The following is a 25502-nucleotide window of genomic DNA, read 5'->3' as shown; positions in this document are numbered from 1 at the left end:
ACTCCAAAAAGCCCCTCCGCTAACGCTTCGTATCTCGTATGCGCTTATCCAGATGGAACGTCGCCCAATGAATCGGATACGCAAAGATCAACTGAAAGAAGAGCAAGATAAGAAGTACACGCCCCATATGTAGGAACGGGTTGAAATGATAGCCAAGCAAATATACAATCAGCGCTGATATCACATATTTGGCAAAAGTCGCCGCGACCGATGCCGTAATCGGCAGAAAGAATTGTTCCTTAAATACACGATCCGCGAAGCGCCCAAAAAAGAGACCAATCAGCGTCAATGTGAATGCGTGCAGACCAAAGAAGGAACCCACGCTGAGATCCTCCATCAGCCCCAACGCAAAGCCAATGAACCCGCCCCACGCACTCCCGCGCAAAAAGGCGTAGGAAACGGTTGCAAGAAGGAGCAGATCCGGAACAATCCCATATACCGAAATAAGCGGCAGAAAAGAAAATTGCAGGACAAAGAGCATAAGAAAAAAAGCGATAAAATAACGATATTTTTTCACTGGCCCGCCGCCTTTGCCTGTGTTGCAGAAACCTGTGCTGCAGCGGCAGCCCCCGGACTGAGCGGTGCGGGCTGAATGGGAGCCGGAGGTGCCTCACGCGATGCCGTGATGATCGCAACATCCTCGAGCCGTTGAAAATCCACCGCCGTCTCGATCTGGGCGACCTTCAAAAGACCGGTATCATCGCTACGCTGGGAAACAATCTGACCAACGGGAATTCCCTTGGGGTAGATCCCGCCAAAGCCGGATGTGATGACGATATCGCCGTCCTGAACATCTGCGTTGCGCGGGATATTCACCATCTGCGGCATATAGGGATTGTCCAGCGTGCCCGTGACGATGCCCGTTACGCGCGACTCCGTACGCTGGACAAGTGTGCCGACGGAGGAGCGTACGTCGAGAATCAGCTGCACCTTGGACGAGAGCGGCGCAACCTCCGTCACGCGTCCGACAAGCCCCTTACCCGTGACCACAGCCATATTCTCGCGAACGCCATCCTTCGAGCCGCGATCCACAACAATCGTGCTCGTCCAGAGTGCCGCATCCCGTCCGATCACACGCGCAGCAAGGAGATCGAACTGCTGTGCCGACTGTTTGTACGCCAAGAGTTCACGAAGACGCGCATTCTCCGCCGCATATTCCGCTGCCATCGTATTCTGCTGGCGGAGCTGCTCGATCTCATTTTTGAGCATTTTGTTCTGCTCATGCACCGTTGCGATCTCCCACAGATTTGATGAAACACGCTGAACCTGCTGCCCCACGTAGGAGAATGCAATTTCGAATGGGGCCAGCACCGTTCCCACCGTTTTCGTCGAGGCGGTCGCCTGAAAACGCCCACGTGCGGCAAAGAAAATAACGCAAAACAAGGCGAGCAGAACGAATAGCAGCGACCAGATCTTACGACCCGACTGCCTTGCACGTCCGATGCGGTCAATCATTGCTTCAACTTCTTCGAGGCCATAACGACATTCTTGAGAAGACCAATGTTCTCAAGTGTCCGTCCCGTCCCCTCCCCGACACAGGAAAGTGCATCTTCGGATACGATCACGGGCATCCCCGTTTCATGTGAGAGAAGTTTGTCCAGATTCATGAGGAGCGCACCACCGCCCGTCATCATGATGCCATGATCCATGACATCCGCAGCGAGTTCCGGAGGGGTCTTTTCAAGCGTCTCCTTCACAGCATTGATGATCTTGTAAATCGGCTCATTCAGTGCCTCGCGGATCTCTTTCGCACGAATCGTGAGCGTCTTCGGCAGACCGCTCACGAGATCGCGCCCGCGAATATCCATCGTGCGATCCGTCTCCGGCGTCACAATCGCTGTTCCAATCGTGATCTTGATCTCCTCCGCCGTGCGCTCGCCGATCATGAGGTTATACATACGCTTGATGTACTGTACGATCGACGAATCCATCTCATCGCCGCCGATGCGAATGGAGCGGCTTGTCACAATGCCGCCGAGTGAGATCACCGCGATCTCCGTCGTTCCGCCGCCGATATCGACGACCATGCTGCCCGTTGCCTCCTCCACCGGAAGCCCGGCACCGATCGCCGCCGCCATTGGCTCCTCGATCAGATATGCCTCACGCGCCCCTGCCTGCTGTGCCGCATCAATGACCGCACGTTTTTCCACCTCTGTAACACCCGAGGGAACACCAACGACAACGCGCGGCCGCACGAACGATTTCGAACGCATCGCCTTGCGAATGAAGTATTTCAGCATTGCCTGCGTCACGTCAAAGTCGGCAATGACGCCGTCCTTCATCGGACGAATCGCAATAATATTACCGGGCGTGCGACCGATCATCTGCTTTGCTTCCTCACCCACCGCAAGCACATCGCCCGAATCACTCTTAATTGCAACAACAGAGGGTTCGCGCAAAACAATCCCTCGCCCTTTCACATGCACCAGTGTATTTGCCGTACCGAGGTCAATCCCCATATCGTGTCCACCAAAAAGACCAAACATTGTAAATGGAGTCTCCTTCCATCATATAAGATGTATACTCAATAATTCCATGCATCGTCCATAAGACGTGCAGAATCAGTATAGCATAAGCAACTTTATTTTTCCATGAGATTTTATGGGGAAAACGGACCGAAAACAATGTGCATATCCACATCTCCCTCCTATTTAGGACAATTTAACCATTTCCTTGACGGGCGCCTGCCTTTCCTCTATAATAAAAGTAATAATATACGCTGTATAAGGAGACTGATGCGAATGGATATTCAAGCAAGGTTGCTGACAGTGGATTTTTTTAATTGCAAATCCGAAAAATGCCGTGATGAAGAGGCGCTCCACAGTAAAGTCTCCCAAGCACTCAGAGAGCTCAATCTCATTCCGCTGCAAATCATCAGTGACGTACAGGCGAGCGGTCACATCTCCCTGATGGCACTCCTGCCGGACGGACATCTGGCACTCCATGTGCATCCCGAGCTCCGCCACGTTTCACTTGACATCTATCTCTGCAGTGAGGACGCCGCACTTGACCCGATTGCGCAGATGATGCGCAAGGTATTTCAACCCGAGAAGACCAAAACCACACATCTGCGGCGCGGCGATTTCCGCGCTCCCACAGAGATCCGTCCCAAGACCACAACGCGCGTGGCCCCCATTCGCAAGATTAAGAGCACGGGCGCCAAGGTCATCCGGATTCTCGCCCGGCGAAACAGAGGTTAAGGTTAAGGAACCACTTAAGAGAGAAAACAACAAAGGGGCTGTTGTACGAAGCTAGAAAACTTCGTGCAACAGCCCCTTTTCTATGCAAGTCAAATTTAGGAAAGCACCGATAAATTCAGCACCGTCATTTTATCAGGAACTTATTTTTCTTCAGCATTTTCCTCCTGACACGCCGGACAATAGCCGAAAAAATACATCTGCTGCGAAACGATGCGATAGCCCGTCACCGATGCAACATTTTTATCGAGCGAAGGAAGCGACGCGATGGGCACATCCGCCACCTTGTCACAGGAGATGCAGCGCACATGGGGATGCGAGGAAATGTCCGCATCATAACGAAATGCTTCCTCCCCCACATTGAGTTCGCGCACAATACCGATCTCACAGAACGCGTCGAGCGATTTGTAGACCGTAGCGAGGCTCATCGTCGGATAGTTCGGACGCAACTCCTTATAGAGCGCCTCTGCCGTCGGGTGCTCATCGGTCGCCGCAAGTGCGGAATAGACAGCAAGGCGCTGCGGCGTCACCTTTTTCTTGTTCTGCCGCAGAATGTCCGTAACCTCAGTCAGTGTCAACATCATCTGTTCACGCATAATCGTTCCTACTCTTCATTTTTTCAAAACTAAAATCATTATTATTTATGCATTATAATACTCTATTCGAAAACTCCTGTCAATAGTCCCGGCGAAATCCTTCCAGCAAGAAATGCTTTCCTTTTATGCTGTCAAAGATCGTGTTATAATGAGAAACATTCAACAGCGAAATGAAAGGTTTGATTTTATGCGTATTTCCGACATTCCCGCAACGATTGCGGGCGAGCTCTCCATCCGTCCGCAGCAGGTCGAGTCCGTCATAACCCTCCTCGATGACGGCAATACCGTTCCGTTCATTGCACGCTACCGCAAGGAGGCGACGGGCTCCCTCGAGGACGAGATGCTACGTCAGGTGGAGACGCGCCTCACCTATCTGCGCAGCCTCGTCAAACGGCAGGAGGAAATTCTCGCACGCATTGAGGAACAGGGCAAACTGACGGATGATCTGCGTGCGGCAATCGAGGCTGCGGAAAAGCTTCAAACGCTTGAGGATCTGTATCGCCCCTACAAACAGAAAAAGCGTACACGCGCCTCCGTTGCACGCGAACGTGGACTGGAGGGACTTGCCAATAAGATGCTGCTGCAAAAAGAAACAGAAGGCACCCCTGAGGAGCATGCCGTTCCCTACGTGGACGCAAAAAAAGATGTTTCGACCGTCGCTGACGCACTTGCAGGTGCACGCGACATCCTTGCCGAAACCATCATGGACGAGGCAGAACTGCGCCGCCGCATGCGCGATAAATTTTGGAAAAACGCTGTGCTCGAAACGACATTGGATGCCGCAGCGGAGGATGCACAGGTCTTTCAGATGTATGACGGCTACAGCGAACCCGTCCGCACGCTGCCCTCTCACCGCATTCTCGCCATCAACCGTGGGGAAAAAAAGGGCTGCCTCAACGTTCGCATTGTCGTCGATCACGAAGATAATATTGAATGGATCTACAAGAGGATCTATCAGCGCCCCTCCATCTTCGAGGGTGAACTGCACGCCGCGATCGAGGACGGTTATAAGCGTCTTCTCGTACCCGCACTCGAGCGCGAACTCCGCACACAGCTAACCGAAGCCGCCGAGGAAAAGGCGATCTCGGTGTTCGGGCATAATCTGCGCCAACTTCTTCTACAGCCGCCGCTTGCGGGCCATACGGTGCTGGGGCTGGATCCCGGCTATCGCACGGGCTGCAAGACGGCAGTCGTTGACGCGACAGGAAACGTTCTCGCGAGCGGGGTAATTCAGGTCACGAAGAGCGACGGTGAGCGACGCTCAGCAGCTCAGACGCTGCTGAAACTCATTGAGGCGCATGGGGTCACCCTTATCTCCATCGGCAACGGTACGGCATCCTATGAAACGGAGCAATTTGTCGCCGCACTCATTCGTGACAACAACCTAAAGGACGTGCACTACCTCATCACGAACGAGGCGGGTGCCTCCGTCTACTCTGCTTCTCAGCTTGCAAAGGAGGAACTGCCCGACTACGATGTCACGATCCGCGGTGCCGTCTCTATCGCACGGCGCGTGCAAGATCCGCTTGCAGAGCTTGTGAAGATCGATCCGCAGGCAATCGGCGTTGGTCAGTACCAACACGATGTCAGTCAGAAAGATCTGAAGGAAACGCTTGACGCGACCGTGGAGGATGCTGTGAACCATGTCGGCGTCGACCTCAATACTGCTTCTCCCGCTCTGCTGAATCGCATTGCGGGCATCAACTCCGCGATTGCAAAGAACATTGTTGCCTACCGCAACAAGAACGGACGCTTCACAAGCCGCAAGGCGCTCCTCAAGGTCGCACGTCTCGGAGACGCCGCCTTTACCCAGTGCGCAGGATTCCTGCGCATCTACGAAGGGGAGACGGCGCTTGATGCCACAGCCATACATCCCGAATCCTACGAGCTCGCACGCTCCATTCTTGCGGAACTCGGTGCGGTGGAGGACGATCTGCGCGACCGCACGAAGCTCCCCGCGCTTGCGCTCAAGACCGCACAGACAGAAGCAGCGCTGCTCGCAAAGAAACTTGACGCAGGTGTTCCGACCGTCACGGATATATTGAAGGCAATTGCACGCCCCGGCCGTGATCCGCGCGAAGATCTTCCTGCGCCGCTCATGCGTCAGAACGTCGTAAAGCTTTCCGATCTCGCCGTCGGCACCATCCTCCCGGGTACGGTACGCAACATCACAGACTTTGGTGCGTTTATCGACATCGGACTCAAGCAGGCAGGACTTCTCCACATCTCCGAGATGAGCCATCGGCGCGTGCGTCACCCGCTTGACGTGCTCTCCGTCGGCGACGCTCTCGATGTCATGATCATCAGCATCGATGAGGAGCGCGGACGCATCGGACTCTCCCTAAAACGCATCGAAAAGGAAAAGGCGCGCGCATGAATCTTCTCGAACGCACAATAACAGCCATCGATGTGCCCGCCACGGAAATTTGCAAGACTGTTGCTGCCGAGCTGACAGCACAGACAGATGTGAACTTCGGACGGCTCAGCGATGCCCTCCTTCGCTATATCCGCATGAGGGGAGAGCGTCATCCAGCGCCCCCGCAGACAAGTATTGTCATCTCCTGCGCCGACCACGGCGTCGCTGCCGAGAGTGTCAGTGCATATCCGCCCGAAACAACGCTCAACATGATGTGCAACTACCTGATCGCACACGGTGGTGCGGCAAATGCCGCCGCAAACTTCGCAGGGGCACGCCTTGTCATTGCCGACCTCGGCGTGAATGCGGAGGGTACGGATATCCCGGAACTCCGCCGTCACAGCATTGCGCGCGGAACGGCAAATATGACAAAAGGCGCAGCTATGACACGCACGCAGGCAATTGCCGCCATTGAAACCGGCATTGCACTTGCGAATGAACGCGCGGACGCAGGCGACCGCTGCATTCTCCCGGGTGAAATGGGCATCTCCAATACGACATCGAGCGCTGCGATTGTGGCGGCGTTCCTCGATCTAAGTGCCGAAGAGGTCACCGGACGCGGTGCGAACATCTCCGATGAGCGCCTCGTGCATAAGATCGAGATTGTCCGCCGTGCCCTCGATGTCAACCGTCCCGATCCACACAACGGACTGGATGTCCTCGCGAAGGTCGGCGGTTTCGAACTCGGCTGTATCGCAGGGCTGATTCTCGGTGCCGCCGCACGGCGCATGCTCGTCATCCTCGACGGGGCAAATACGACATCTGCGGCACTCATTGCGCATGCGCTCGCACCGAGCTGCGTGCACTATCTCCTCGCCTCCCATTCCTCGCTGACAGAGCATTCTCATCCGCATGCACTCCGCCACCTCGGACTCACGCCCATGCTTCGCCTTGATATCCGTCTGAGCGAGACAGCAGGTTCCTCGATTGTGCTGCGGATGCTGGGGCAGATGCTGAAGGTATGGGAGGCGATCGATTCGCCTGCCTGTTTGCTCCTTCCACCACGCTTCGCGTGGTCCTCTTTCCCCGCTTGCGGGGAAGACTATAATGGAGCAATATCAGCTTCCCCCGCCCCGCCCAACCAATCCATCATGGATGCATGTCAATATCGCCTCGACAACCTTGCAAAGCCCATCCACAGCCTCGGCTATCTCGAACGAATTGCCGTACAGCTTGCGGGTACGATGGGATGCGAGCGCCCCCCCAACGACACACAGACAGCGCTTCTCCTGATCACAGAGGAAACAGAACTCCCCGCTGATCTTACACGCATCCTCTCCGCCCTGACCGATGCGCGCGCGATTCCCGTCCACATCCTTTCCATCGCCGACACGGGTGAACGTGCTACAGCGGCGGCATGCACCGAGGCATATGCGCTCGCCCGCAGCCATCCTCTGCTCATCCTCGGCGCATACGAAACAGAGCCAAGCGGCACCATCTCCGCTGCTCTGAGCGGAGCGCTGCAAGGTGCAGCAGCAGGCGGCAGCCTCATACTTCCCGGTGACGCACGGACGGATCGGATTGCACGAGAGATCAGCGAAGAAAATGCAGCACTACGTCCCTGCATCCTGCATATCCTTCCGGACATGCTCACCATCGATGCGGAACTAACCGCAGGCATCGCCGGTATTCTCGGCATGGAAATCGTACACGCCGCTCTCCATGTCGTGAACGATATGAAGACCTTCACCGAAACAGGTGTCGCCGTCGCCATCGACGGCGCAGGGGCCGGTCGACAAAAAAAATAAGGCAGAGAAATTCTGCCTTTTTTTATAACGCCGCCTCAAGCTGTCCCCTCTTGAACACCTTGCCAATGGTGCCGAACTGGAAGGTCGCTGCCTCCTTGACGGTAAAGTGCCCATAGGTATTCCCGGCCCGATAGTTCGAGTTGAACGCCTCGCGCATACCGCCTGCCATGTGCATCTCCTCGCCATAGACGAGGAACGGATTCGGTACGACGGCATAGAGCCCGTTGCCGAGCGGCATGCCCCAGAAATCCGCGTCGCGCGTCGGCGTAACAGCGACAAAGCGGGGTTCCAGCTCGGGGCGGCTGAGACGCAGCTGCATATTCGTACAGCGCATCCCCTGTACTTCGTACAGCTTGATAAAATCGTCCTGTGCCTTCTTTTTCTGAAACATCGTCCCCTTCACATCATAAAGAGCATTGTAGTCCCGCACATAGTCCGCCGCACGCTCGGCAGGTGTCCGCTCGCGCAGTTCATGCACGGGAATCTTCTCCAACGCCGCCGCATCGGCGGCTTTTTTGCGCGTGGCCTCGTTCTGCTTCACGCGATCGCTCGGTGAGGACTCTTTGCCCCCCGTCGCACGCGCGTAGCTGCCTGCTGCTCGCTCCATCGCGTTCATCGGTCTTCCCTGTGGCGGTTCCTGCCCGGGCTGCTTGACAGGTGGTGCTGATTCCCCCGTATAGGCACGCGACAGCTCGCGTTTCATCTCCTCATCGAGCAGATCGCTCACCGAAGGAACAGCACGCTGTGCAGTGGCATTTGCCTCTGCCGCGACTCCTTCCTGAGCCTCCTCGTTCTCCTGCGTCCATTTTGGTGTCGGACGTCTCACACGGCGTTCTGCCGCCTCCAGACGCTCCACCAGATCGTCGATACGACTCTGCTGACGCAGTGCTATCTTTTCGAGAAGCGTGACGCGCTTCGCGAGCTCATGAATCCGTGTCAGTTCGTCGGTTCCCATTCCCCTGATCTACCTCTTAAATCTCAATCTTTGCCGCATTTGCCAGCGTCTCACGCGCCTCGCGCACAATACGCTCCACAATTACTTTCACAGGCTCGACCTCGCGCAGGAGTGTCAGCGTCTCGCCCGCCTGCACCATGCCGTTGACGACATCTCCGTCCACGGCGGCGAGCTTGTTCGTGCCCGTCGCACGGTCGAGGAGTTCCTGCTTCGTCGCCTTGCCCGAGAGTTCGAGCGCGACAAACTCCTCGGAGAACTTGTTCTTGATGCCGCGTACCGAGCCACCGATGGTGAAGCCCGTCACAATCGTATCCGTGTCCACCGCTTCGATCAGCTTCGCCTTCATATTGTCGTGCACAACGCACTCCTCAGCAACGAGGAAGCGTGTTCCCATCTGGACGCCTGAGGCCCCCATGAGAAGCGCCGCCGCGAGAGCACGTCCGTCACCGAAGCCGCCCGCCATGACAACGGGCAGCTTTACCTCCGGGATGACCTGCTCCATCAGCGGCAGCGTCGAGAGCACGCCAATGTGACCACCGGCCTCCATGCCCTCCACAACAATTGCATCCGCGCCCTTATCCTCCACGCGCTTTGCGAGCTTCACACTCGGTACAACGGGGATAACCTTCACGCCTGCCGCATGCAGTTTCTCGAAATATGGAACAGGATTGCCCGCGCCGAGCGTCACGAATGCCGGCTTTTCCTCGCAGATCACATCTACGATCTCATCCTTGTTCGGTGCCATGAGCATGACGTTGACCCCGAACGGGCGATCCGTCAGCGTACGGCAGCGGCGAATCTCATCGCGCGTGTACTCCGTCGTGCGCCCACCCGTCGAGATGATGCCCGCACCGCCCGCATTCGATACGGCAGAGGCAAGATTTGCCTCCGAGATCCACGCCATGCCACCCTGCAGAATGGGGACTTCAATCCCTAAGAGTGCCTTCAGCTGATTTGCCACGTTACTACCTCCATACACTATATACGTTCTATGCCCGCAACGGCATATGCCGACATTCCTTCACCGCTGCCCGTAAAGCCGAGCCGCTCCTCCGTCGTCGCCTTCACATTCACATCCCCGAGAGGGATTCCGAGAAGACGCGCAATGTTCTCTCTCATCTGAGGAATATACGGCAGCAGTTTCGGTGCCTGCGCCACGATACACGCATCCACGTTGCCGATCGTATAGCCCTCTCCGCGAACGAGACGCACCACCTCGGCGAGCAGCTTGCCGCTGTCCGCCCCCGCAAATCTCTCATCCGTATCCGGAAAATGCTTCCCGATATCCCCGAGCGCCGCCGCGCCGAGCAGCGCATCCGAGATTGTATGCAGCAGCACATCGGCGTCCGAGTGGCCAAGCAGTCCTTTTTCATACGGCACATCCACCCCGCCGAGGATCAGCTTTCTCCCCTCGACAAGACGGTGCACATCATAGCCCATACCGAACCGTGTCATTCGCCTTCTCCCCTCCGCCGCCGTACAACGCCGCCGAGGAGTCGCTTTGCCTCGTGCACGGCAGTCTTCATCAGTTCCCCCGCGCCCATATCATTGCGCAGGATTGCCTCTGCGACCACCATATCCTCAGGCGTCGTCACCTTGATATTGCTGTACTCACCCCTCACAATGTGCACAGGTACGCCGATGCGCTCGACAAGACTCGCATCATCCGTCCCGAGAAAGTCATCCTCATCCGCACGTCGATTCGCCTGAAGCAGGATTTCTTTGCGGAACCCCTGCGGCGTCTGCACCTGCCAGAGCGTACTGCGCGGCGGCGTCGATACCACCACACAGTCCTCCGAGGCAATCTTGATCGTATTCTTCTCCGGCACAGCAACAATCGCTGCGCCTTCGACACGCACGACGCGGATCAGTTCCTCGATCGTCTCGCGCCGGATCAGCGGGCGTGCCGCGTCATGCACGAGCACAATATCCGCCTTCTCCGATACGAGTGCGAGCCCGTTGCGGATGGAGTACTGCCGCTCCGCACCGCCTTCGACCACCTGCCACGGAGCAAGCCCCTTGACACGGCTGAGCAGTCCCCGAACTGCGGCAACCTCATCCGCACCAACGGCAACAATCAGCTCGCCGACCTCGGGCACCTTGGAAAATGTGAGCAGCGTCCGCAGGAGCATGGGCTTGCCCGCAAGTGTCAAAAAGACCTTGTTCAGCCCTGCATTCATCCGATGCGCCTGTCCCGCCGCCGGAAAAACCACACTAACCATGCAATCCTCCATCCAATTCACCGCGCCAGCTTGGCAAAGATCATACGACCCGCCGCCGTCTGAAGCGCCGATGTCACCTCCACCGTGACGACCTCGTTCATAGAGCGGAAACCGCCGTCTACAACGATCATCGTCCCGTCATCGAGATAGGCAAGCCCCTGCCCGTGCTCTTTGCCCGGACGCACAATCTGCACCGTCATGAGATCGCCCGGGATGGCAACCGGCTTCACCGCGTTCGAGAGAGCATTGATGTTCAGTACAGGAACACCGCGCAGCTGTGCCACCTTGTTCAGGTTGAAATCATTCGTGATGATCTTGCCGCCAACCTCCTGTGCCAACTGCAGGAGCTTTGAGTCCACCTCCGCGATATCCTCGAAGTCCGCTTCCGTGACCTCCACCTTCATGCGCGACTCCTTGCGGATTTTTTGCAGGATGTCAAGACCACGGCGTCCGCGCACGCGTTTCAGAGAGTCCGGCGAGTCCGCAATGTGCTGCAGCTCCTCGAGCACAAATACAGGAATGAGGAGCGTTCCCTCGAGGAAGCCTGTCTCACAGATATCTGCAATCCGTCCATCGATGATAACGCTCGTATCGAGCAGCTTGTACTGCCGATCGGTCTGCATCGGCTGCGCCGCTGGCTGCGATGGAACACGCCCCTCACGCATACGCGACATATCACGCAGAAAACGTGGGATAAAGTCGAAGACCGACGCAAGCTCCTCCTGCTTTTTCACCATGATGTGAACACCGAGATAGCCAAGCACAATGCTGAACACGATGGGAATGTAGTCGCCGACAATCGGTATCATAGAAAACGCGTCACCGAGGAGACGCGCAATGATGAGTCCGATAAAAAGTCCGATTGCCCCTGCGATCACATCGCGTGTCGGCATCTTGCCGAGCTGTCCCTCCACCCACACAGAGAGACGCTTGAGGCGTGCCGAGAAGAACGGCGCGAGAGGGTAGCCGATCATTCCGCCGAGAATTGTACCGAAGAGAATGCAGATGAGCCCGGCAAGCGAGAGCCCGAGCACGCCGAGCTCGACATGCCAGAACGACGCCGAGAAATACTCGCTCACCGATGGAATCGCAAGTTCAAAGAGCGTTCCGCCCACAATTGCCATGATGAGCACAATGAAAAACCGTAATACGCGATCAAGTAACAAATATTCACCTCCCCTCCTTAAATTGTTGTAGTTGTAGAAGTAACCTATCGTAATGTCCCTCTCAACTCTTTCAGTATAATAAAAAAAGTTCGCATTGTCAAAACGGCTTGTGATAACAGAGTAAGATTTTCCTATTGACATCTATCCGCATCGCTTTATAATGATAATCGTCTTCATATCTTACGATGGACAGATTTATCATGGATGAAAGGATGTATTTGCAATATGTCATTCAAAGGAAAAATGAGACAAGGGCGCTATGCGCTGCTGACCGCAGCCGTGCTCGCCTGCCTTGGAGCACCGCATGCCTATGCGGCAGAGGACGTTTCGGGCGGGGGGGATAAGTCAAAAGTCTCAACCGAAGATATCCACGTGGAGGTTGACTTCGATAAAGAGATGCTCAAGGAAGCCCCTGAGACCAAGACCATCATCTCGCGCGCCGATCTCGACCGCAAGGGTGCACGCACGCTCTCGGACGCGCTCGCGGCGGAGCAGGACATCCAGATGGGTACGGACAACATGGGGCGCAAGACGGTCGGTATTCGCGGAGCCGAGCCGCGCCACACGCTTATCCTCGTCGACGGACGCAGACTCGCGGGAGGTCTGAGCAAATACTACGGTGCGACGGACGAGGTGAACCGCATTGGACTCGATGACATCGACCACATCGAGATCATTCGCGGCTCGGGTACCGTGCGCTACGGTGCGGATGCCATCGGCGGCGTCATCAACATCATCACAAAGGTTTCGCATCGGCAGGGCGTCCGCCTCACGACCGAGGGGTCGTGGATCGACGCGGGCGGCAGCCAGTACAACCACAGCATCGGCTACTCCACGGGTGACCTCGGAAATGGCACCTATATGGACTTCTCCTACGGCTGGAGCAAGACCGCGCCCTTCCTCTACGATAATGACGGCACATCCATGCAGTACTACGGCAAGCGCAATCCGATGAGTGCGCGTGTCGAGTTCAACATCGGTAAGGATGAAACGCTCACCCTCTCGGCGGATCGTCAAACAGAAGATTTGCAGAAAGATACAACGCTTGGCAGATTTACGCGAGGCAGGGTCATAGATATGGCGGCGCTGGAAGATGCGTGGCGCAACAACCTCAGCATTGACTGGAAGAAGCAGACGAACCGTGCGGACTATCGCGTGCGCCTCTACCAGACGGAACATAATTCCGATGTAACTTATCGTGTTTTTGGCAGAGGAATCCCCTATCATCATTTCTATTTTGATTTTTTCAATCGCATCGATAACGTTCTCGAGGCATCCGTCGGTGTGATGGCGCACGACAAGCACTATGTGACCGTTGGGGCGGACTATCACGATGAATACGGTGAGGGAACACGAATCAGTGTTCCGGGACAGACGGCGCGTCAGGAAACGAGATACTATAGTTTCCCCAACCCGGATGATCCGTCTGATCCGAATAAGCGCTCCTACACCGGCAATATTTATAATACCTCTCTGAACTACTACAGCGCCTACATCATGGATGACTGGCAGGTTGGCAAGAAGCTGCTCATCATCCCTGCCCTGCGCTATACGAATCACAGCCACTTCGGCGTGAATGTTTCCCCATCCATCGGCGCGACATACAAGGCACGCAATAACGTCCGCATCAAGACGAACATCGGCACGAGCTTCGCAACGGGCGGCATTGCCGAGCTCTACCACGATTGGGAAATGTATGAACCATCGCTGAATCCCAAGCCGCCGATTCGCAACGGCTGGCTGTTCGAAGGCAATCCCGAGCTGAAGCCCGAGAAGGCGCTCAATATGGACATCTCTGTCGAAAAGGATTTTGACAAGAAGACCAGTGCAAAGCTCACTCTCTTCCGCAACGATTACAAAGACTATATGCAAATCATGTATAACGGAGAGAAGCAGAGCAAAAATCTTTATGGCCGCACCTACTATGATCCTCAGGTACGCTATCCGAGCGTCTACGGATATTATGACTATGATACGCTTGTATCCATGATAGAGTCTGCGCCAAACTGGCAGTACATTGAGGACAATATCATCGATGAAACATCTATGGTGTCCAATGTGCCTGCTACGGATGATGTCTATACCTACCGGAACATCTCCAAGGCGCGCACGCAGGGCATCGAGGCAGAGGTGACGCATCAGGTTTCACGCGATTTCAACATTAAGGCGGGCTACACCTACCTCGATGCCTATGACCGTCAGACGGGCAAGCGGCTCGAGGGACGCGGTCGCCACATGCTGAATCTCACAATGACCTACAGCGATCCGAAGAACGGCTGGCGCGCAACATTCTGGGGCGACTATACGCGGAACTATCTTGATATCCGCGACCGCATTATCACAGGTCGACTGATGGATGCAAACGGAAACACAATTACGGAGACACCTCATTACACGTTCACGAACCCCGAAACAGGTGAAGTCTATCATTTGTTCCCCAACGAAACAGATGCCAATACCCATGTAAAAGGCGGTATTCAGCATGACTTCACCCGTGAAAAGCTTGCCCGCGAGAAGAACTACGGTCTGTGGAATCTCATGATCGAGAAGGACTACCACCACTTCCTCACGTTCTACGCCGGCATCACGAATCTGTTCAACCAATATGATCCATACCTCGGTATGGGTGGGCGCATCTACCGCCTCGGTATGCGCATGATGTTCTAACTTTTATAAAGGAGTTCAACTTATGTCAGGTTTTGAAAGCGCAGTTCACCTCTTTCACAGCGGCGGACTGGTCATGTACCCCCTTCTGATCCTCTCCCTCATCACGATCGCAATCGCGGTGGAGCGGTTCTACTACTACCGCATCAATCGCAAGGGTTCGCGTGTGTTCTTCCACGGGGTCTATCACGCCGCTGTGCAGAAGGACTTTGACACGATTGGCAAGCTCTGCAAAGAGTTCCCCTCCGCCATCAGCCGCATCATCGAGAGTGGTATGGAGAACGCATCCACGGAAACCTCGATGAAGGGGTCGTTCTCTGACCGCATGTCGATGGAGGCGATCAACTTCCGCCGCTATCTCGACTATCTGAGCGCGATTGTCACGATTGCCCCGCTGCTCGGTCTGCTCGGCACGGTCACGGGTATGATCCAGACGTTCAGCGTGCTTGACTCGGGCGGTGGTGCGGCTGCCATCACGGGCGGTGTCGGCGAGGCTCTGGTTGCGACGGCATCGGGTCTCTGCGTTGCGATCATCGCATTCTGCGTCTACACCTACTTCAGCCATCAGCTCGACACCATTGTGACGGATACGGAGCGCCTCTGCGCGTCGATCGTCACTGCGAAAAAAGAAAGCTGGGATGCACAATGAATTTTAGCAATCAGCGCCTCAAGAAGAAGCCGGAGTTTATGATTATCCCGATGATCGACATTATCTTCTTCTTGCTCGTCTTCTTCATGATGAACAGCCTGCAGACGGTTGCACAAAAGGCACTTGCCGTTCAGCTGCCGCAGGCACAGAGCGCAACGGCTCCGGCACAGCTCCCCATCATCATGACGATTGACGAGGAGGGACACATCACGATCGACAACAATCCCGTGAGCATCACGGAGTCAGAGGCAATCATGAAGCGCCATATGGAGGAGAACCCGAACGCGGCGGTTGTCCTGCAGGCGGATAAGCGCACGGCACACGGACAGGTCGTCGCGGTCATGGATATGCTCAAAGGAGCGGGGGTTAAAAAGCTCTCGATAGCCGCGCAGCAGAAGGGATAGATATATGGATCAACACCTTTCATGGGGGAAAGCCTATATCGTCTCTGCCGCCGTGCACTTTGTGATCTTTCTCCTGCTCGCCGTCGCACTTGCCGTGGTCGTTGCCGAAAAGGAGCAGCAGGTCTACGAGATCGATCTCCAAGCCTCTGACTTCAGTCAGGGCAGCGGACACGAGGGGGGCGGCGGAAGCGCCGAAAACCTATTCCCTGAGCCGCTCAAGGCGGAGGAAGTCGCAAAGCGCGTCGAGACGGTGCAGCAGACCATTCCACCGATCACACCACCGACCGAAGCCGTCGTCCCAACACCGGAGGCAATAACGGTGCCACAGGCGGCATCATCGCCGGAGTCTTCGACCTCTGACGCTGCACCTGCCGCCCCATCCAGCGCTTCCTCGGGCAGTGGAAGTGGCACCAGTGGCGGAACCGGAGTCGGCACTGGCACTGGCACCGGTTCCGGTACGGGCAGTGGCAGTGGCAATGGAACAGGTGACGGACAGGGCGTTGGTGAAGGCTCCGGCGCGGGGCAGGGATCGGGCGACGGCAACGTCTCCGGCACAGGTAGTGCTCCATTTGACACGAACGGATTCTGGGCAGCGGTTAACGCGAACAAGGAGTATCCCTACATGGCGATGAAGCGTCGCCTCGAGGGAACGACGACGATCGTCACGACGATCAGCGCCTCCGGCGACATCACAAGTGTCTCCGTCGCCTCGTCCTCGGGACACGGTATGCTCGACGATGCGGCAGTCGCCGCGGCATATGCCGTCGGCAACTACCCGAATCCGACGGGCGGAACGGTATCTGTCACCACAAACGTAAGTTTCAGTATTCGATAATATTGCAATAAAATAGCTGTGATGGAATTTTCCCGCCACAGCTATTTTATTGCAATTATTTTTCCTCAAGCAGCTGCACGAGCTCATCGTAGTCCTTCTGTAGCTGATCGTAATCATCCATCAATTGCAGCACGGTGAGCGCGGCGATGCGCTGCATATCAAAGCTGCGCACCTTCTTTGACATCTCCTTGATCCGGCGGTCACTCTCAGCCGCAAGGCGCTTGAGCCGTTCGGTATCATCCGTCTTGAGTTGGTAGGTCTGCCCAAACATCTCGATCACGACCCGCTGGGGCTGTTTCTTATCCTCTGCCATGGCTCTCACCGCCTTTTATGCACGCAGCTGAGCGTGAAGCTGACTCTGTGCCGCCTCGAGAATATCTGCAAACGCTGCATCCACTTCCTCATCGGTCAGCGTCTTATCATCCGACTGAAAATGCAGGTGGAACGCCATGCTCTTCTTTCCATGCTCGACCTGCTTGCCCATGTAGACATCGAAAAGCGTCGCACCGCGGAAGAACTTACCTCCCTTCTTCGCAATGACACGCTCGATCTCTGCCGTTGAAAGTCCGGCGTCCACAAGAATGGCGAGGTCGCGCGTCGACGCCGGGTACTTCGGCAGCGCCGTGATCGTACTCTTCTTCTTGCGATAGCGCAGGAGGGTATCGGCCTCCATCTCGAAGACGTAGACGCTCTGTGCGATGCCGAAGTTCGCGGCGACGGTCGGGTGAATCTCGCCGAGGGTCGCAATCACATCACGCCCCTTCTTAAAGAACGCCGTCTTGCCGGGGTGCATGGCAAAATGCGCGCCGCGCTCCACCGTGTATTTCTGCACGCCGATTGCCGTGAGGAATCGCTCAAGGATGCCCTTCATGTCGTAGAAATCGACCTGTGCATTGTCCGTATCCCAAGCAATCGGATTGCGGCGCCCCGTAATAAGCCCCGCCACCATCAGCTTCTCGTGCGCGAGTTCGGTCACAGGCAGCGCCTTCGGGAAGAACACGGGCGCAATGTCAAAGAGGCGCAGATCCATATTCTTGCGAGCGACGTTGCGTGCCGCATTCTCAAGCACGCTCGTGAGGAGTGTCGTCCGAATGAGTGGATACTCGTCCGTGAGGGGGTTCATGATGGGGATTGCTTGACGGAGCACGCTGTCCTCGGGAACGCCAAGTTTGTCAAATGTCTTCTCGCTCGTAAAGCTGAACGAAAGTTCCTCCGTCATGCCAAGTGCGGCAAATGTCTCACGCATGAGGTCGACAAAGTCTTGACGTTCGCTTGTCCTGCCCTGCTGAACCGCCCCCATCGGAAGACGCGAAGCGATGTTGTCGTAGCCATAGAGACGCGCGACCTCCTCAGCAATATCCTCCATGAGGGTCACGTCTCCACGCCACGATGGCACGGCGACGCGATAGGTCTCGAGCCCCTTCTCCTCAACGATGAAGCCAAGCGAGCGGAGTGCGGACGCCATCCACTCACCGGGGATATTCGCACCGATGCGCTCCCTGACGGTGCGTGCGCTGAACTCGAGCACGGTCGGCATGCGGTGCTTCGGATAGACATCAATGACGCCCTTCGCCACCGTGCAGGCTCCCATCTCAACGAGCAGCTGCGCCGCACGCGTCACTGCGCGTACGGTCTCCGTCTCATCAACGCCGCGCTCGAACCTGCCCGAGGACTCGGAGTGCAGCCCGATGCGGCGCGCCGTGCGGCGGATTGTCGGTCCGTGGAAGGACGCCGCCTCAAGGATGACGGAGCGCGTCCCCTCTGTGATCTCGGACTCAAGACCGCCCATGATCCCCGCAAGACCTGCGGGCTTTTCGCTGTCGGCAATGACAAGTTCATCCCCGACGGCAATGCGCTCTGAATCGTCGAGCGTGTGCAGATGCTCTCCCGCATGTGCACGACGCGCTGTAAGGCTGTGTCCCGCCACTGCATCATAGTCATAGGCATGGAGCGGCTGCCCGAGCTCGAGCATGACGAAATTCGTCACGTCGACCACATTGTTGATTGCTCGGATGCCTGCTCCATGCAGACGGTCAACAATCCACGCGGGCGACGGTGCGATCTTCACGTCGCGCAGGACACGCGCCGAGAAGCGGCGACAGAGCTCCTCCGCCTCGATATCGATGTGGGCGAGCTCTGCAGCGCTCTCGGGCGCCGTCTCCTTCACCTCGATCGTCGGGAAGCGCAGCTGTTTTCCCGTCAGCGCCGCAATCTCACGTGCAATGCCGATCACACTGAAGCAGTCCGCACGGTTCGCCGTCAGTTCGAACTCGAGCACGACATCATCAAGCCCCAGTGCCACTGCGGCAGGAATCCCGATGGGCGTATCCTCCGGCAGAATGTAGATGCCATGCACCTGTTCCTCGGGCAGTCCCTCGGTGTTGATCGCAAGCTCCCCTGCCGAGCACATCATGCCATTCGAGGGAATGCCGCGCAGCTTGCCCTTCGAGATCTTCTTCCCGTCGGGCAGAACGGAGCCGACCATTGCAACGGGAACGATATGTCCCTCACGCACATTGGATGCGCCCGTCACAATCTGAGTCAGCTCCTCTTTGCCGAGGTTCAACTGACACACAAGCAGATGATCGGAGTCCGGATGCGGCGTGATCTTCTCGATGCGTCCAGTGACAACCTTCTCGAGCCCCTCGTCCGCGCGCACGATGCGCTCCACGGGAACGCCCGTCATCGTGAGGCGATCCGCGATCTCCTCCGCCGTCCCGTCAATATCCACATAGTCTTTCAGCCATTTGATGGAAACCTGCATAGTCTCGCCTCCTTAGAATTGATGTAAGAAACGCACGTCATTGTCGTAGAACAGGCGCAGGTCGTCTACGCCGTAGGCGAGCATCGCAATGCGCTCGACGCCCATGCCGAACGCGAAGCCTGACACCTCTCCGGGATCGTAACCGCTCATGCGCAGAACATTCGGATGCACCATGCCTGCACCGAGGATCTCGAGCCATCCCGTCCCCTTGCACACGCGGCATCCCGCTCCGTGGCATGCCGAACAGGAGATATCGACCTCGGTCGACGGCTCCGTAAACGGGAAGAAGCTCGGGCGGAAGCGCACCTTTGCGTCCGTATCAAAGAGCTGATGCAGACACAGTTCGAGCGTTCCCTTGAGATCGGCAAAGGAGATGCCCTTGTCAATGACGAGCCCCTCCACCTGTGTGAACATCGGAGAGTGCGTCGCATCATAGGAATCGCGCCGATAGACACGACCGGGGGCAATCATGCGGATCGGCGTGTTCGGCTCGTTCTTCTGCATCGTGCGCGCCTGCACGGGCGAGGTCTGCGAGCGCAGCAGGATGTCCTCCGTGATGTAGAACGAATCCTGCATATCACGCGCAGGGTGGTCCTTCGGCAGGTTCAGCGCCTCGAAGTTATAGTAATCGCTCTCGATCTCGGGTCCCTCCTCGATGGTAAAGCCCATTTGGAGGAAAATCTTCTTGATGCGGTTCAGCGTAATTGTGAGCGGGTGCAGATGCCCGACGATCGCCGTGCGTCCCGGCAGTGTCACGTCGATCTGCTCGGCGGCAATCTTATCCGCGAGTTCCCTGTGCGCCAGTTCCTCGGACTTCGCCGCAAGCAGTTCCTCAAGCTCGGCGCGCGCCTCGTTGACGATCTTGCCGATGCGCGGACGCTCCTCCTGTGCGAGGGCGCTCATGCTGCGTAGGAGAGCCGTCATCTCCCCCTTTTTTCCAAGGAATTTTACACGTATATCGTTGAGCTCGCTCAGGCTTTTTGCCGTATCCGCGATCGCAGTACGGGCGCGTTCCTTGAGTTCTCTGATCTTCTCGTCCATATCGTCCTCCTGTATGTGCGCGAAATGGTAGTGTTTCTGCGATTTTTCTTCATCGTTTCGATAAAAATATCAACGTTTAGTCTACCATATCTGCCCGGAAAAATCCACAACTTACCGTCCGATTTCATTTTACAATGAACCATCTGAGACGTAGACGAATGATTGAAGAAGGCTCGTTTTTATAGTATTCTATAGAATGGACACGGGGCAGATGCGCCCTATATCATTGCTACCACCGTTTAAGGAGGTTTAACATGGACACACTCATCAAGAGCGCTTCGGAGCTGCTGGCACAGCCGACCAGCCTCTTTACACTGCTCGCCGTACTCATCTTCATCCTCGGCTATCTGCAGATGCGCCGCATTCACTTCACGACAAGCATGCTCATCAATGTTGCTCTCATGCTTGCGCTTACCATTGTGCTCCATCAGCTGCGCATTTTCCATATGCCGCAGGGCGGCAGCGTGACACTCGGGGCGATGGTGCCGCTGCTCTTTCTCACCTATCGCTACGGCGCGGGCATCGGATGTCTCGCGGGCTTCCTCTACGGCATGATAAACCTGATGCAGGACGCCTTTATCCTGCATCCTGTACAGGTGCTCTTTGACTATCCGCTGCCCTATATGGCACTCGCTGTTGCCGCTACAGTGCCCGGACGATATTATACGGGTGCTGCACTTGCGTTTGCGGCGCGCTTCCTCTGCCACTACATCTCGGGTATCGTCTTCTTCGGTTCGTACGCACCACCGGAGATGTCGCCCTATCTCTACTCCCTCGTCTTTAATGCCACCTACCTCGTACCTGAGGCAGTAATCTGTCTGCTGCTGCTGCGCGTCCTGCCTGTGCCGCGTCTGCTCGCGGCGATGGATCAGCGCACGCCGCTCTACGGCGCGAAACTGACGCAGTAGGGTCAACTGCCCTCATAGGTGCGCACGCGCAGGTTCAGCCCGCGCTCTGCGCAGATCTTACGGCAGAGTTCTATTTCCTCCTCGTTCTCCACCTTCTCGACAACGGTGAGCACGACGTTCGGCACGTAGGGCTTGCAGTGCTCGGCAAATGTCAGCATCGCCTCATACGAAGAGATGCCGAATTTCGAGCGTGTGAGTGCAAGGTATCGCTCCGCATTCGAGGCGTTGAGACTAATGGAGATGGTATCGAGCAGCCCCAAAAAACGGTCGGCAAATTCGAAGCCATGCTCGAGCTCCCCAAGGCCGTTCGTATTGACGCGCGTCAACACATGGGGATGGTGTTCCTTCACATAGCGCAGGACGGAAAGCACGGTGTCCAGACGAATGAGCGGCTCGCCAAAGCCGCAGCAGACCACCTCACGCACGTATTCCCACGGCAGACGGTCAAGCTCCGCCGTGATCTCCTCGATGCTCGGATCATGTTCGATCCACAGCGAGGATTCCTTTGCCATCTCCTTCATGCTGCGCAGACAGAAAACACAGTCGCAGTTGCAGTCGTTCGTGATGTTGACGTAGACAGCGCGCTTTCCCTCCGGCTGCTCCCGAAGACTCTCTTCGATGGGGAGATAGCGTCCGCCCGCGTGTGTGGCATATACAATCATAAAATTCTCCTATTATACACAGAAATGAGAAAAGCTGCCGCATTGCGACAGCTTATTTTGTTGAACGTTCTTTATAGCGCCGTAAGCTCGCCCATAAACTCCTCGAACGGGAGCCCGTAGTTCCATGGCAGATCCAGTTCCTCGGCATAGGCGAGGCAGTGCCCGATGAACCCAGCCGCGCGCTGAACGCCCTCATCGATGGGAATACCGCGCACGAGCGCCGCTGCGATGATCGCGGAGAACGCATCACCCGAGCCGGAACGATCACGTCCGATCTTTGGATTGTCAAAGGAGCGCCCATGCCCGTCCGCATAGAGATAGGTTCGTACATCCTCCCCTGCGTGGAGTCCCGTGATGATGACATCGTGCGGACCCATCAATGCGATTGCCGCCGCCATCGCATTGAGCTCATCTTCCGTCACGATCCCACCGGTGGGATACTGCGTCCCAAGCAGCTGACACGCCTCCGTCAGGTTCGGTGTCACGATATCTGCATACGGGAGCAGCTGCCGCATCTTCGCACAAAGCTCCGGTGTATAGGATGAGTAGAGGCTGCCGTTGTCCCCCATGACGGGGTCGACAATGACCTTTGTATCCCTCTGCTTAAAGCGCGCGATACACTCGAGTACGACTTCGATCTGTCGCTCGGAGCCAAGAAAGCCCGTCAGGAGTGCGTCAAAGTCGATCCCATTTGCTGCCCAGTTCTCCATATAGGGACGCATACGCTCCGTGTAGTCGTCGAGATAATGATTTGGAAAGCCCGTATGCACTGAGAGAATCGCTGTTGGAAGAGGACATGCCTGCACGCGCATCGCCGAGATCACGGGCAGCTGCACGGTCACTGAGCAGCGCCCAAAGCCCGTGATGTCATTGATGAGGGCAATCCGTTTCTGCCGCGCCATCAACGGTTGTCCACCCGTTCCGGTACGCGGTCGTGCATGGAAAGGCGCTCCCATGCGAGAGTCTCATACTTCGTCCCCGGCATGCCGTAGTTTGCGTAGGGGTCGATCGAGATGCCGCCGCGCGGCAGGAACTTCCCCTGCACCTCGATGTATTTCGGCTCCATCAATCGGATGAGATCGCGCATGATAACATTGACCACATCCTCATGGAAGTCCCCATGATTACGGAAACTAACGAGATAGAGTTTCAATGATTTGCTCTCGACCATGCGCTCTGCGGGCATATAGGAGATGTAGATCGTCCCGTAGTCCGGCTGTCCCGTGATCGGGCAGAGCGTTGTGAACTCGGGGCAGTTGAACCGCACCCAGTAGTCGTGATCTGTATGCTTGTTATGGAAGGTCTCAAGCGCCTCCGGTGCATAGTCATAGCCGTAGTCCGTGCGCTGCTCTCCGAGGAGCGTCAGCCCTTCCTCCTTCTTTTCTCTTGCCATTACATCCCCAAGAATTTCTTTTCAAACGCATCCTGCGGCTCAGGGCGCCCGAAGAGGTAGCCCTGAATTGTGTCCGTCTTGCAGATCTTCACGAGGCAGTCATACTCCTCCTGCTGCTCTACTCCCTCGATGCAGGTGGTCATGCCGATGCTGTGGCAAAGATCCACCGTGTACTCCACAAGCTTCTGGTCAAAGGAATTCTCAAGGATCCGTATAACGAATGCGCGGTCGATCTTCACGATGTCACAGTTCAGATTCTTGAGCGAGGAGAGGGATGAGTAGCCCGTGCCAAAGTCGTCCATCGCAACCTTGATGCCATGGTTGCGGAATGCGTCAAACTGCGCGTTGACAAATTTCAGATCACTGACGATCTTGCTCTCCGTGAGCTCAAGCACAACAGCGTCCGGCGGCATATCATGCCGCCGCAGACAGTCCTCCACAAACTCAAGGAAGGAGAGATCCTTGATCTGCTCATAGCTCATGTTGACACTCATGTGGAAATCCGGAATGTGCTGCCGCCACTCCTTGCAGACGCGCAGAGCCTGCTCGAAGATCCAGCGCCCGACCGGCACAATGGTCTTCGTCTCCTCGAGGATTCGAATGAACTCCATCGGTGCAACCATGCGCCCCTTGCTGTTCTTCCAACGAAGTAGCGTCTCAGCACCAACAATATGCTGATCATTGCCTGCCACCTGCGGCTGGAAGTATAGCTCGAAATTGCGGCAGCCTGCCTTGACATCCTCCAAGATCTGCTCCTGTATGGTTAGGGAGCGCAGCCAACGGTTATAGACTTCCTTTGAGAACTCGTTGATGCGGTTCTTGCCGCCCAACTTTGCCGCATCCAGCGCCGCCTGTGCATATTTGTGCAGGACGAGCGGATCGCGCGCCGACTGTGGGTAGAACACCATACCCGCCGACACCGTGACAATGTACTGACGCCCGTCATAGACCTGTGGATGTGCGAACTCACGCTGCACGCGGATGAAAAATTCCGTCAGCATCTCCGCGTCCGCCCCCGGATAGATGAGACCGAACTCATCTCCGTCTAGGCGATAGAGGGAGAGCTTGCGCGGAATGTTTTGAAAAATACGCTCGGAGATCTGACGCAAAATGATATCGCCGATCTCATGGTTGAACGCCTCATTGACCGTGCGGAAATTGTCGATTCCCATGACAAGGAGACCACCACTGCCGCCGGTCTCACGTGCCTCCTGCAGAGCCTCGCCCAAATCCTCAATGAACTGATAACGGTTGAGAAGTCCCGTCACGGAATCCGCAGAGTTGCGGCGAGCAAGCTGGCTGATCGTCCCGACGAAAAGATTCGGTGTTCCATCCTCGGAAGTGCCGATCTTTCCCTTCAGACGCAGCCATGAGAAATCGCCCTTTGCATCCTGCATGCGGAAGTCGAGCTGACGCTCCCGCCCGTCCGCCAGATTGTCGAGCGATGAAAAAAGCTCTGTGAGAGATTTACGATCCTGCATGTGAACAAGCGGACTCAAAATATCTGCAATATGCTCCATAGTCTCTGCGGGGAGGTCATACACATGAACAAACGCAGGTGCCGCAAGAAAAACGTCGGCAACCGGATCCATCATGAATGTATAGTCGGAGGTCGTATTCTTCATCAGATCAAAGATGAACTTGTGCCGTTTGAGCACGGGACTCAGCGCAATTCTCTTCTTTCCGCTCATATTCCCTTTCCTCACTTTTCTCGCATTTCTACCCTCGTTCATAAAAATGATTTTCTTTTTGATATTATATACCTTTTCTTGTTTACGCGCAACTGAACAATCCAACGAGCACATGTCATTCACGCATGCAAAAAGTATTTTTAGGATTTTCTGCGGCATTGCTTGAAAAAGAGACGTGATTTGTTTAGGTT

Annotated in this window: 24 protein-coding genes; 8 read left to right on the top strand and 16 right to left on the bottom strand. The window is 56.1% G+C overall.

Going from position 1 to position 25502, the window contains the following annotated elements:
- Positions 1-19: 19 nt before the first annotated feature.
- The 3 genes from mreD to HMPREF9081_RS05770 are packed head-to-tail and all read right to left on the bottom strand — an operon-like array spanning position 20 to position 2486.
- Complete coding sequence (gene mreD / locus HMPREF9081_RS05780) at positions 20-517, bottom strand: rod shape-determining protein MreD (protein WP_006306129.1); 498 nt, start codon at positions 515-517, stop codon at positions 20-22.
- On the bottom strand, positions 514-1455 hold the full coding sequence (gene mreC, locus HMPREF9081_RS05775) for a rod shape-determining protein MreC (RefSeq protein ID WP_006306128.1): 942 nt from the start codon (positions 1453-1455) through the stop codon (positions 514-516). The genes mreD and mreC overlap by 4 nt, the downstream gene beginning before the upstream one ends.
- Positions 1452-2486, bottom strand: a complete 1035-nt coding sequence (locus HMPREF9081_RS05770) for a rod shape-determining protein (protein WP_006306127.1) — start codon at positions 2484-2486, stop codon at positions 1452-1454. Before HMPREF9081_RS05770 ends, mreC begins: the two co-directional genes overlap by 4 nt.
- Positions 2487-2741: 255 nt before the next feature.
- Between HMPREF9081_RS05770 and speD the strand changes: the two genes are divergently transcribed.
- Entirely contained in the window at positions 2742-3200 is a 459-nt protein-coding gene (gene speD / locus HMPREF9081_RS05765; RefSeq protein WP_006306126.1) for an S-adenosylmethionine decarboxylase, read from the top strand.
- A gap of 140 nt (positions 3201-3340) precedes the next feature.
- Here the strand turns inward: speD and perR are convergent, their stop codons facing one another.
- On the bottom strand, positions 3341-3793 hold the full coding sequence (perR, locus tag HMPREF9081_RS05760) for a transcriptional regulator PerR (RefSeq protein ID WP_006306125.1): 453 nt from the start codon (positions 3791-3793) through the stop codon (positions 3341-3343).
- 187 nt (positions 3794-3980) lie between these two features.
- Between perR and HMPREF9081_RS05755 the strand changes: the two genes are divergently transcribed.
- Positions 3981-6170: a Tex family protein gene (locus tag HMPREF9081_RS05755; protein WP_040394630.1), complete on the top strand. Its 2190-nt coding sequence runs from the start codon at positions 3981-3983 to the stop codon at positions 6168-6170.
- Positions 6167-7957, top strand: coding sequence for a nicotinate-nucleotide--dimethylbenzimidazole phosphoribosyltransferase (locus HMPREF9081_RS05750; protein WP_006306123.1), 1791 nt, complete (start codon positions 6167-6169; stop codon positions 7955-7957). The genes HMPREF9081_RS05755 and HMPREF9081_RS05750 overlap by 4 nt, the downstream gene beginning before the upstream one ends.
- Before the next feature lie 22 nt (positions 7958-7979).
- Here HMPREF9081_RS05750 and HMPREF9081_RS05745 read toward each other — a convergent pair whose 3' ends face one another.
- Genes HMPREF9081_RS05745 through HMPREF9081_RS05725 form a run of 5 tightly spaced genes read right to left on the bottom strand, consistent with a single transcriptional unit; the run spans position 7980 to position 12300 of the window.
- Positions 7980-8912, bottom strand: a complete 933-nt coding sequence (locus HMPREF9081_RS05745) for a hypothetical protein (RefSeq protein ID WP_006306122.1) — start codon at positions 8910-8912, stop codon at positions 7980-7982.
- A gap of 16 nt (positions 8913-8928) precedes the next feature.
- Positions 8929-9873 (bottom strand): NAD(P)H-dependent flavin oxidoreductase, encoded by a 945-nt coding sequence (locus HMPREF9081_RS05740; RefSeq protein ID WP_040394628.1) that lies wholly within the window; start codon positions 9871-9873, stop codon positions 8929-8931.
- 17 nt (positions 9874-9890) lie between these two features.
- The gene (gene ispF / locus HMPREF9081_RS05735) at positions 9891-10367 is read right to left on the bottom strand and encodes a 2-C-methyl-D-erythritol 2,4-cyclodiphosphate synthase (protein ID WP_006306120.1); all 477 of its coding nucleotides are present in this window, start codon (positions 10365-10367) and stop codon (positions 9891-9893) included.
- On the bottom strand, positions 10364-11134 hold the full coding sequence (gene ispD / locus HMPREF9081_RS05730) for a 2-C-methyl-D-erythritol 4-phosphate cytidylyltransferase (RefSeq protein WP_040394625.1): 771 nt from the start codon (positions 11132-11134) through the stop codon (positions 10364-10366). Before ispD ends, ispF begins: the two co-directional genes overlap by 4 nt.
- 17 nt (positions 11135-11151) lie before the next feature.
- The gene (locus tag HMPREF9081_RS05725) at positions 11152-12300 is read right to left on the bottom strand and encodes a PIN/TRAM domain-containing protein (protein ID WP_040394623.1); all 1149 of its coding nucleotides are present in this window, start codon (positions 12298-12300) and stop codon (positions 11152-11154) included.
- Positions 12301-12525: 225 nt separating this feature from the next.
- Between HMPREF9081_RS05725 and HMPREF9081_RS05720 the strand changes: the two genes are divergently transcribed.
- The 4 genes from HMPREF9081_RS05720 to HMPREF9081_RS05705 are packed head-to-tail and all read left to right on the top strand — an operon-like array spanning position 12526 to position 16852.
- Positions 12526-14967: a TonB-dependent receptor plug domain-containing protein gene (locus HMPREF9081_RS05720; protein ID WP_006306117.1), complete on the top strand. Its 2442-nt coding sequence runs from the start codon at positions 12526-12528 to the stop codon at positions 14965-14967.
- Positions 14968-14989: 22 nt separating this feature from the next.
- A complete protein-coding gene (locus tag HMPREF9081_RS05715; RefSeq protein WP_006306116.1) occupies positions 14990-15613 on the top strand; it encodes a MotA/TolQ/ExbB proton channel family protein in 624 nt (207 codons plus the stop codon).
- Positions 15610-16017, top strand: a complete 408-nt coding sequence (locus tag HMPREF9081_RS05710; RefSeq protein ID WP_006306115.1) for an ExbD/TolR family protein — start codon at positions 15610-15612, stop codon at positions 16015-16017. Before HMPREF9081_RS05715 ends, HMPREF9081_RS05710 begins: the two co-directional genes overlap by 4 nt.
- A gap of 4 nt (positions 16018-16021) precedes the next feature.
- Positions 16022-16852, top strand: coding sequence for an energy transducer TonB (locus HMPREF9081_RS05705; protein WP_006306114.1), 831 nt, complete (start codon positions 16022-16024; stop codon positions 16850-16852).
- A 55-nt stretch (positions 16853-16907) separates the two neighbouring features.
- Here HMPREF9081_RS05705 and HMPREF9081_RS05700 read toward each other — a convergent pair whose 3' ends face one another.
- The 3 genes from HMPREF9081_RS05700 to pheS are packed head-to-tail and all read right to left on the bottom strand — an operon-like array spanning position 16908 to position 20657.
- Positions 16908-17165, bottom strand: a complete 258-nt coding sequence (locus HMPREF9081_RS05700; RefSeq protein WP_006306113.1) for a cell division protein ZapA — start codon at positions 17163-17165, stop codon at positions 16908-16910.
- Between the two features lie 15 nt (positions 17166-17180).
- Positions 17181-19616, bottom strand: coding sequence for a phenylalanine--tRNA ligase subunit beta (gene pheT / locus HMPREF9081_RS05695; RefSeq protein ID WP_006306112.1), 2436 nt, complete (start codon positions 19614-19616; stop codon positions 17181-17183).
- Positions 19617-19628: 12 nt separating this feature from the next.
- Entirely contained in the window at positions 19629-20657 is a 1029-nt protein-coding gene (pheS, locus tag HMPREF9081_RS05690) for a phenylalanine--tRNA ligase subunit alpha (RefSeq protein WP_006306111.1), read from the bottom strand.
- A 254-nt stretch (positions 20658-20911) separates the two neighbouring features.
- Here pheS and thiT point away from each other — a divergent pair, with 254 nt between their 5' ends.
- The gene (gene thiT / locus HMPREF9081_RS05685) at positions 20912-21565 is read left to right on the top strand and encodes an energy-coupled thiamine transporter ThiT (protein WP_006306110.1); all 654 of its coding nucleotides are present in this window, start codon (positions 20912-20914) and stop codon (positions 21563-21565) included.
- A 2-nt stretch (positions 21566-21567) separates the two neighbouring features.
- On the opposite strand, the gene HMPREF9081_RS05680 is transcribed toward thiT, so the two are convergent.
- From HMPREF9081_RS05680 to HMPREF9081_RS05665, 4 genes are all read right to left on the bottom strand, one after another.
- A complete protein-coding gene (locus HMPREF9081_RS05680) occupies positions 21568-22227 on the bottom strand; it encodes a TatD family nuclease-associated radical SAM protein (protein ID WP_006306109.1) in 660 nt (219 codons plus the stop codon).
- A gap of 71 nt (positions 22228-22298) precedes the next feature.
- Positions 22299-23129 carry a pyridoxamine kinase gene (locus tag HMPREF9081_RS05675; protein ID WP_006306108.1) on the bottom strand — a complete coding sequence of 277 codons (831 nt, stop codon included), beginning with the start codon at positions 23127-23129 and terminating at the stop codon, positions 22299-22301.
- Positions 23129-23620, bottom strand: a complete 492-nt coding sequence (queF, locus tag HMPREF9081_RS05670) for a preQ(1) synthase (protein WP_006306107.1) — start codon at positions 23618-23620, stop codon at positions 23129-23131. The genes HMPREF9081_RS05675 and queF overlap by 1 nt, the downstream gene beginning before the upstream one ends.
- A complete protein-coding gene (locus tag HMPREF9081_RS05665; protein ID WP_040394617.1) occupies positions 23620-25311 on the bottom strand; it encodes a sensor domain-containing protein in 1692 nt (563 codons plus the stop codon). The genes queF and HMPREF9081_RS05665 overlap by 1 nt, the downstream gene beginning before the upstream one ends.
- Positions 25312-25502: the final 191 nt, after the last annotated feature.

This window comes from Centipeda periodontii DSM 2778, assembly GCF_000213975.1.
GTDB lineage: Bacteria > Bacillota > Negativicutes > Selenomonadales > Selenomonadaceae > Centipeda > Centipeda periodontii.
This window is presented reverse-complemented; position numbering and strand designations above follow the sequence as displayed.

Bases quoted from the DNA above. Each gene is read 5' to 3' on its own strand.
- HMPREF9081_RS05720 (WP_006306117.1), top strand. From the start codon at position 12,526: ATGTCATTCAAAGGAAAAATGAGACAAGGGCGCTATGCGCTGCTGACC.
- HMPREF9081_RS05675 (WP_006306108.1), bottom strand. From the start codon at position 23,129: ATGGCGCGGCAGAAACGGATTGCCCTCATCAATGACATCACGGGCTTT.
- HMPREF9081_RS05770 (WP_006306127.1), bottom strand. From the start codon at position 2,486: ATGTTTGGTCTTTTTGGTGGACACGATATGGGGATTGACCTCGGTACG.
- ispF (WP_006306120.1), bottom strand. From the start codon at position 10,367: ATGACACGGTTCGGTATGGGCTATGATGTGCACCGTCTTGTCGAGGGG.
- HMPREF9081_RS05705 (WP_006306114.1), top strand. From the start codon at position 16,022: ATGGATCAACACCTTTCATGGGGGAAAGCCTATATCGTCTCTGCCGCC.
- pheT (WP_006306112.1), bottom strand. From the start codon at position 19,616: ATGCAGGTTTCCATCAAATGGCTGAAAGACTATGTGGATATTGACGGG.
- HMPREF9081_RS05715 (WP_006306116.1), top strand. From the start codon at position 14,990: ATGTCAGGTTTTGAAAGCGCAGTTCACCTCTTTCACAGCGGCGGACTG.
- pheS (WP_006306111.1), bottom strand. From the start codon at position 20,657: ATGGACGAGAAGATCAGAGAACTCAAGGAACGCGCCCGTACTGCGATC.
- perR (WP_006306125.1), bottom strand. From the start codon at position 3,793: ATGCGTGAACAGATGATGTTGACACTGACTGAGGTTACGGACATTCTG.
- HMPREF9081_RS05755 (WP_040394630.1), top strand. From the start codon at position 3,981: ATGCGTATTTCCGACATTCCCGCAACGATTGCGGGCGAGCTCTCCATC.
- queF (WP_006306107.1), bottom strand. From the start codon at position 23,620: ATGGCAAGAGAAAAGAAGGAGGAAGGGCTGACGCTCCTCGGAGAGCAG.
- HMPREF9081_RS05700 (WP_006306113.1), bottom strand. From the start codon at position 17,165: ATGGCAGAGGATAAGAAACAGCCCCAGCGGGTCGTGATCGAGATGTTT.
- HMPREF9081_RS05745 (WP_006306122.1), bottom strand. From the start codon at position 8,912: ATGGGAACCGACGAACTGACACGGATTCATGAGCTCGCGAAGCGCGTC.
- HMPREF9081_RS05680 (WP_006306109.1), bottom strand. From the start codon at position 22,227: ATGATTGTATATGCCACACACGCGGGCGGACGCTATCTCCCCATCGAA.
- ispD (WP_040394625.1), bottom strand. From the start codon at position 11,134: ATGGTTAGTGTGGTTTTTCCGGCGGCGGGACAGGCGCATCGGATGAAT.
- HMPREF9081_RS05710 (WP_006306115.1), top strand. From the start codon at position 15,610: ATGAATTTTAGCAATCAGCGCCTCAAGAAGAAGCCGGAGTTTATGATT.
- thiT (WP_006306110.1), top strand. From the start codon at position 20,912: ATGGACACACTCATCAAGAGCGCTTCGGAGCTGCTGGCACAGCCGACC.
- speD (WP_006306126.1), top strand. From the start codon at position 2,742: ATGGATATTCAAGCAAGGTTGCTGACAGTGGATTTTTTTAATTGCAAA.
- HMPREF9081_RS05750 (WP_006306123.1), top strand. From the start codon at position 6,167: ATGAATCTTCTCGAACGCACAATAACAGCCATCGATGTGCCCGCCACG.
- HMPREF9081_RS05665 (WP_040394617.1), bottom strand. From the start codon at position 25,311: ATGAGCGGAAAGAAGAGAATTGCGCTGAGTCCCGTGCTCAAACGGCAC.
- mreC (WP_006306128.1), bottom strand. From the start codon at position 1,455: ATGATTGACCGCATCGGACGTGCAAGGCAGTCGGGTCGTAAGATCTGG.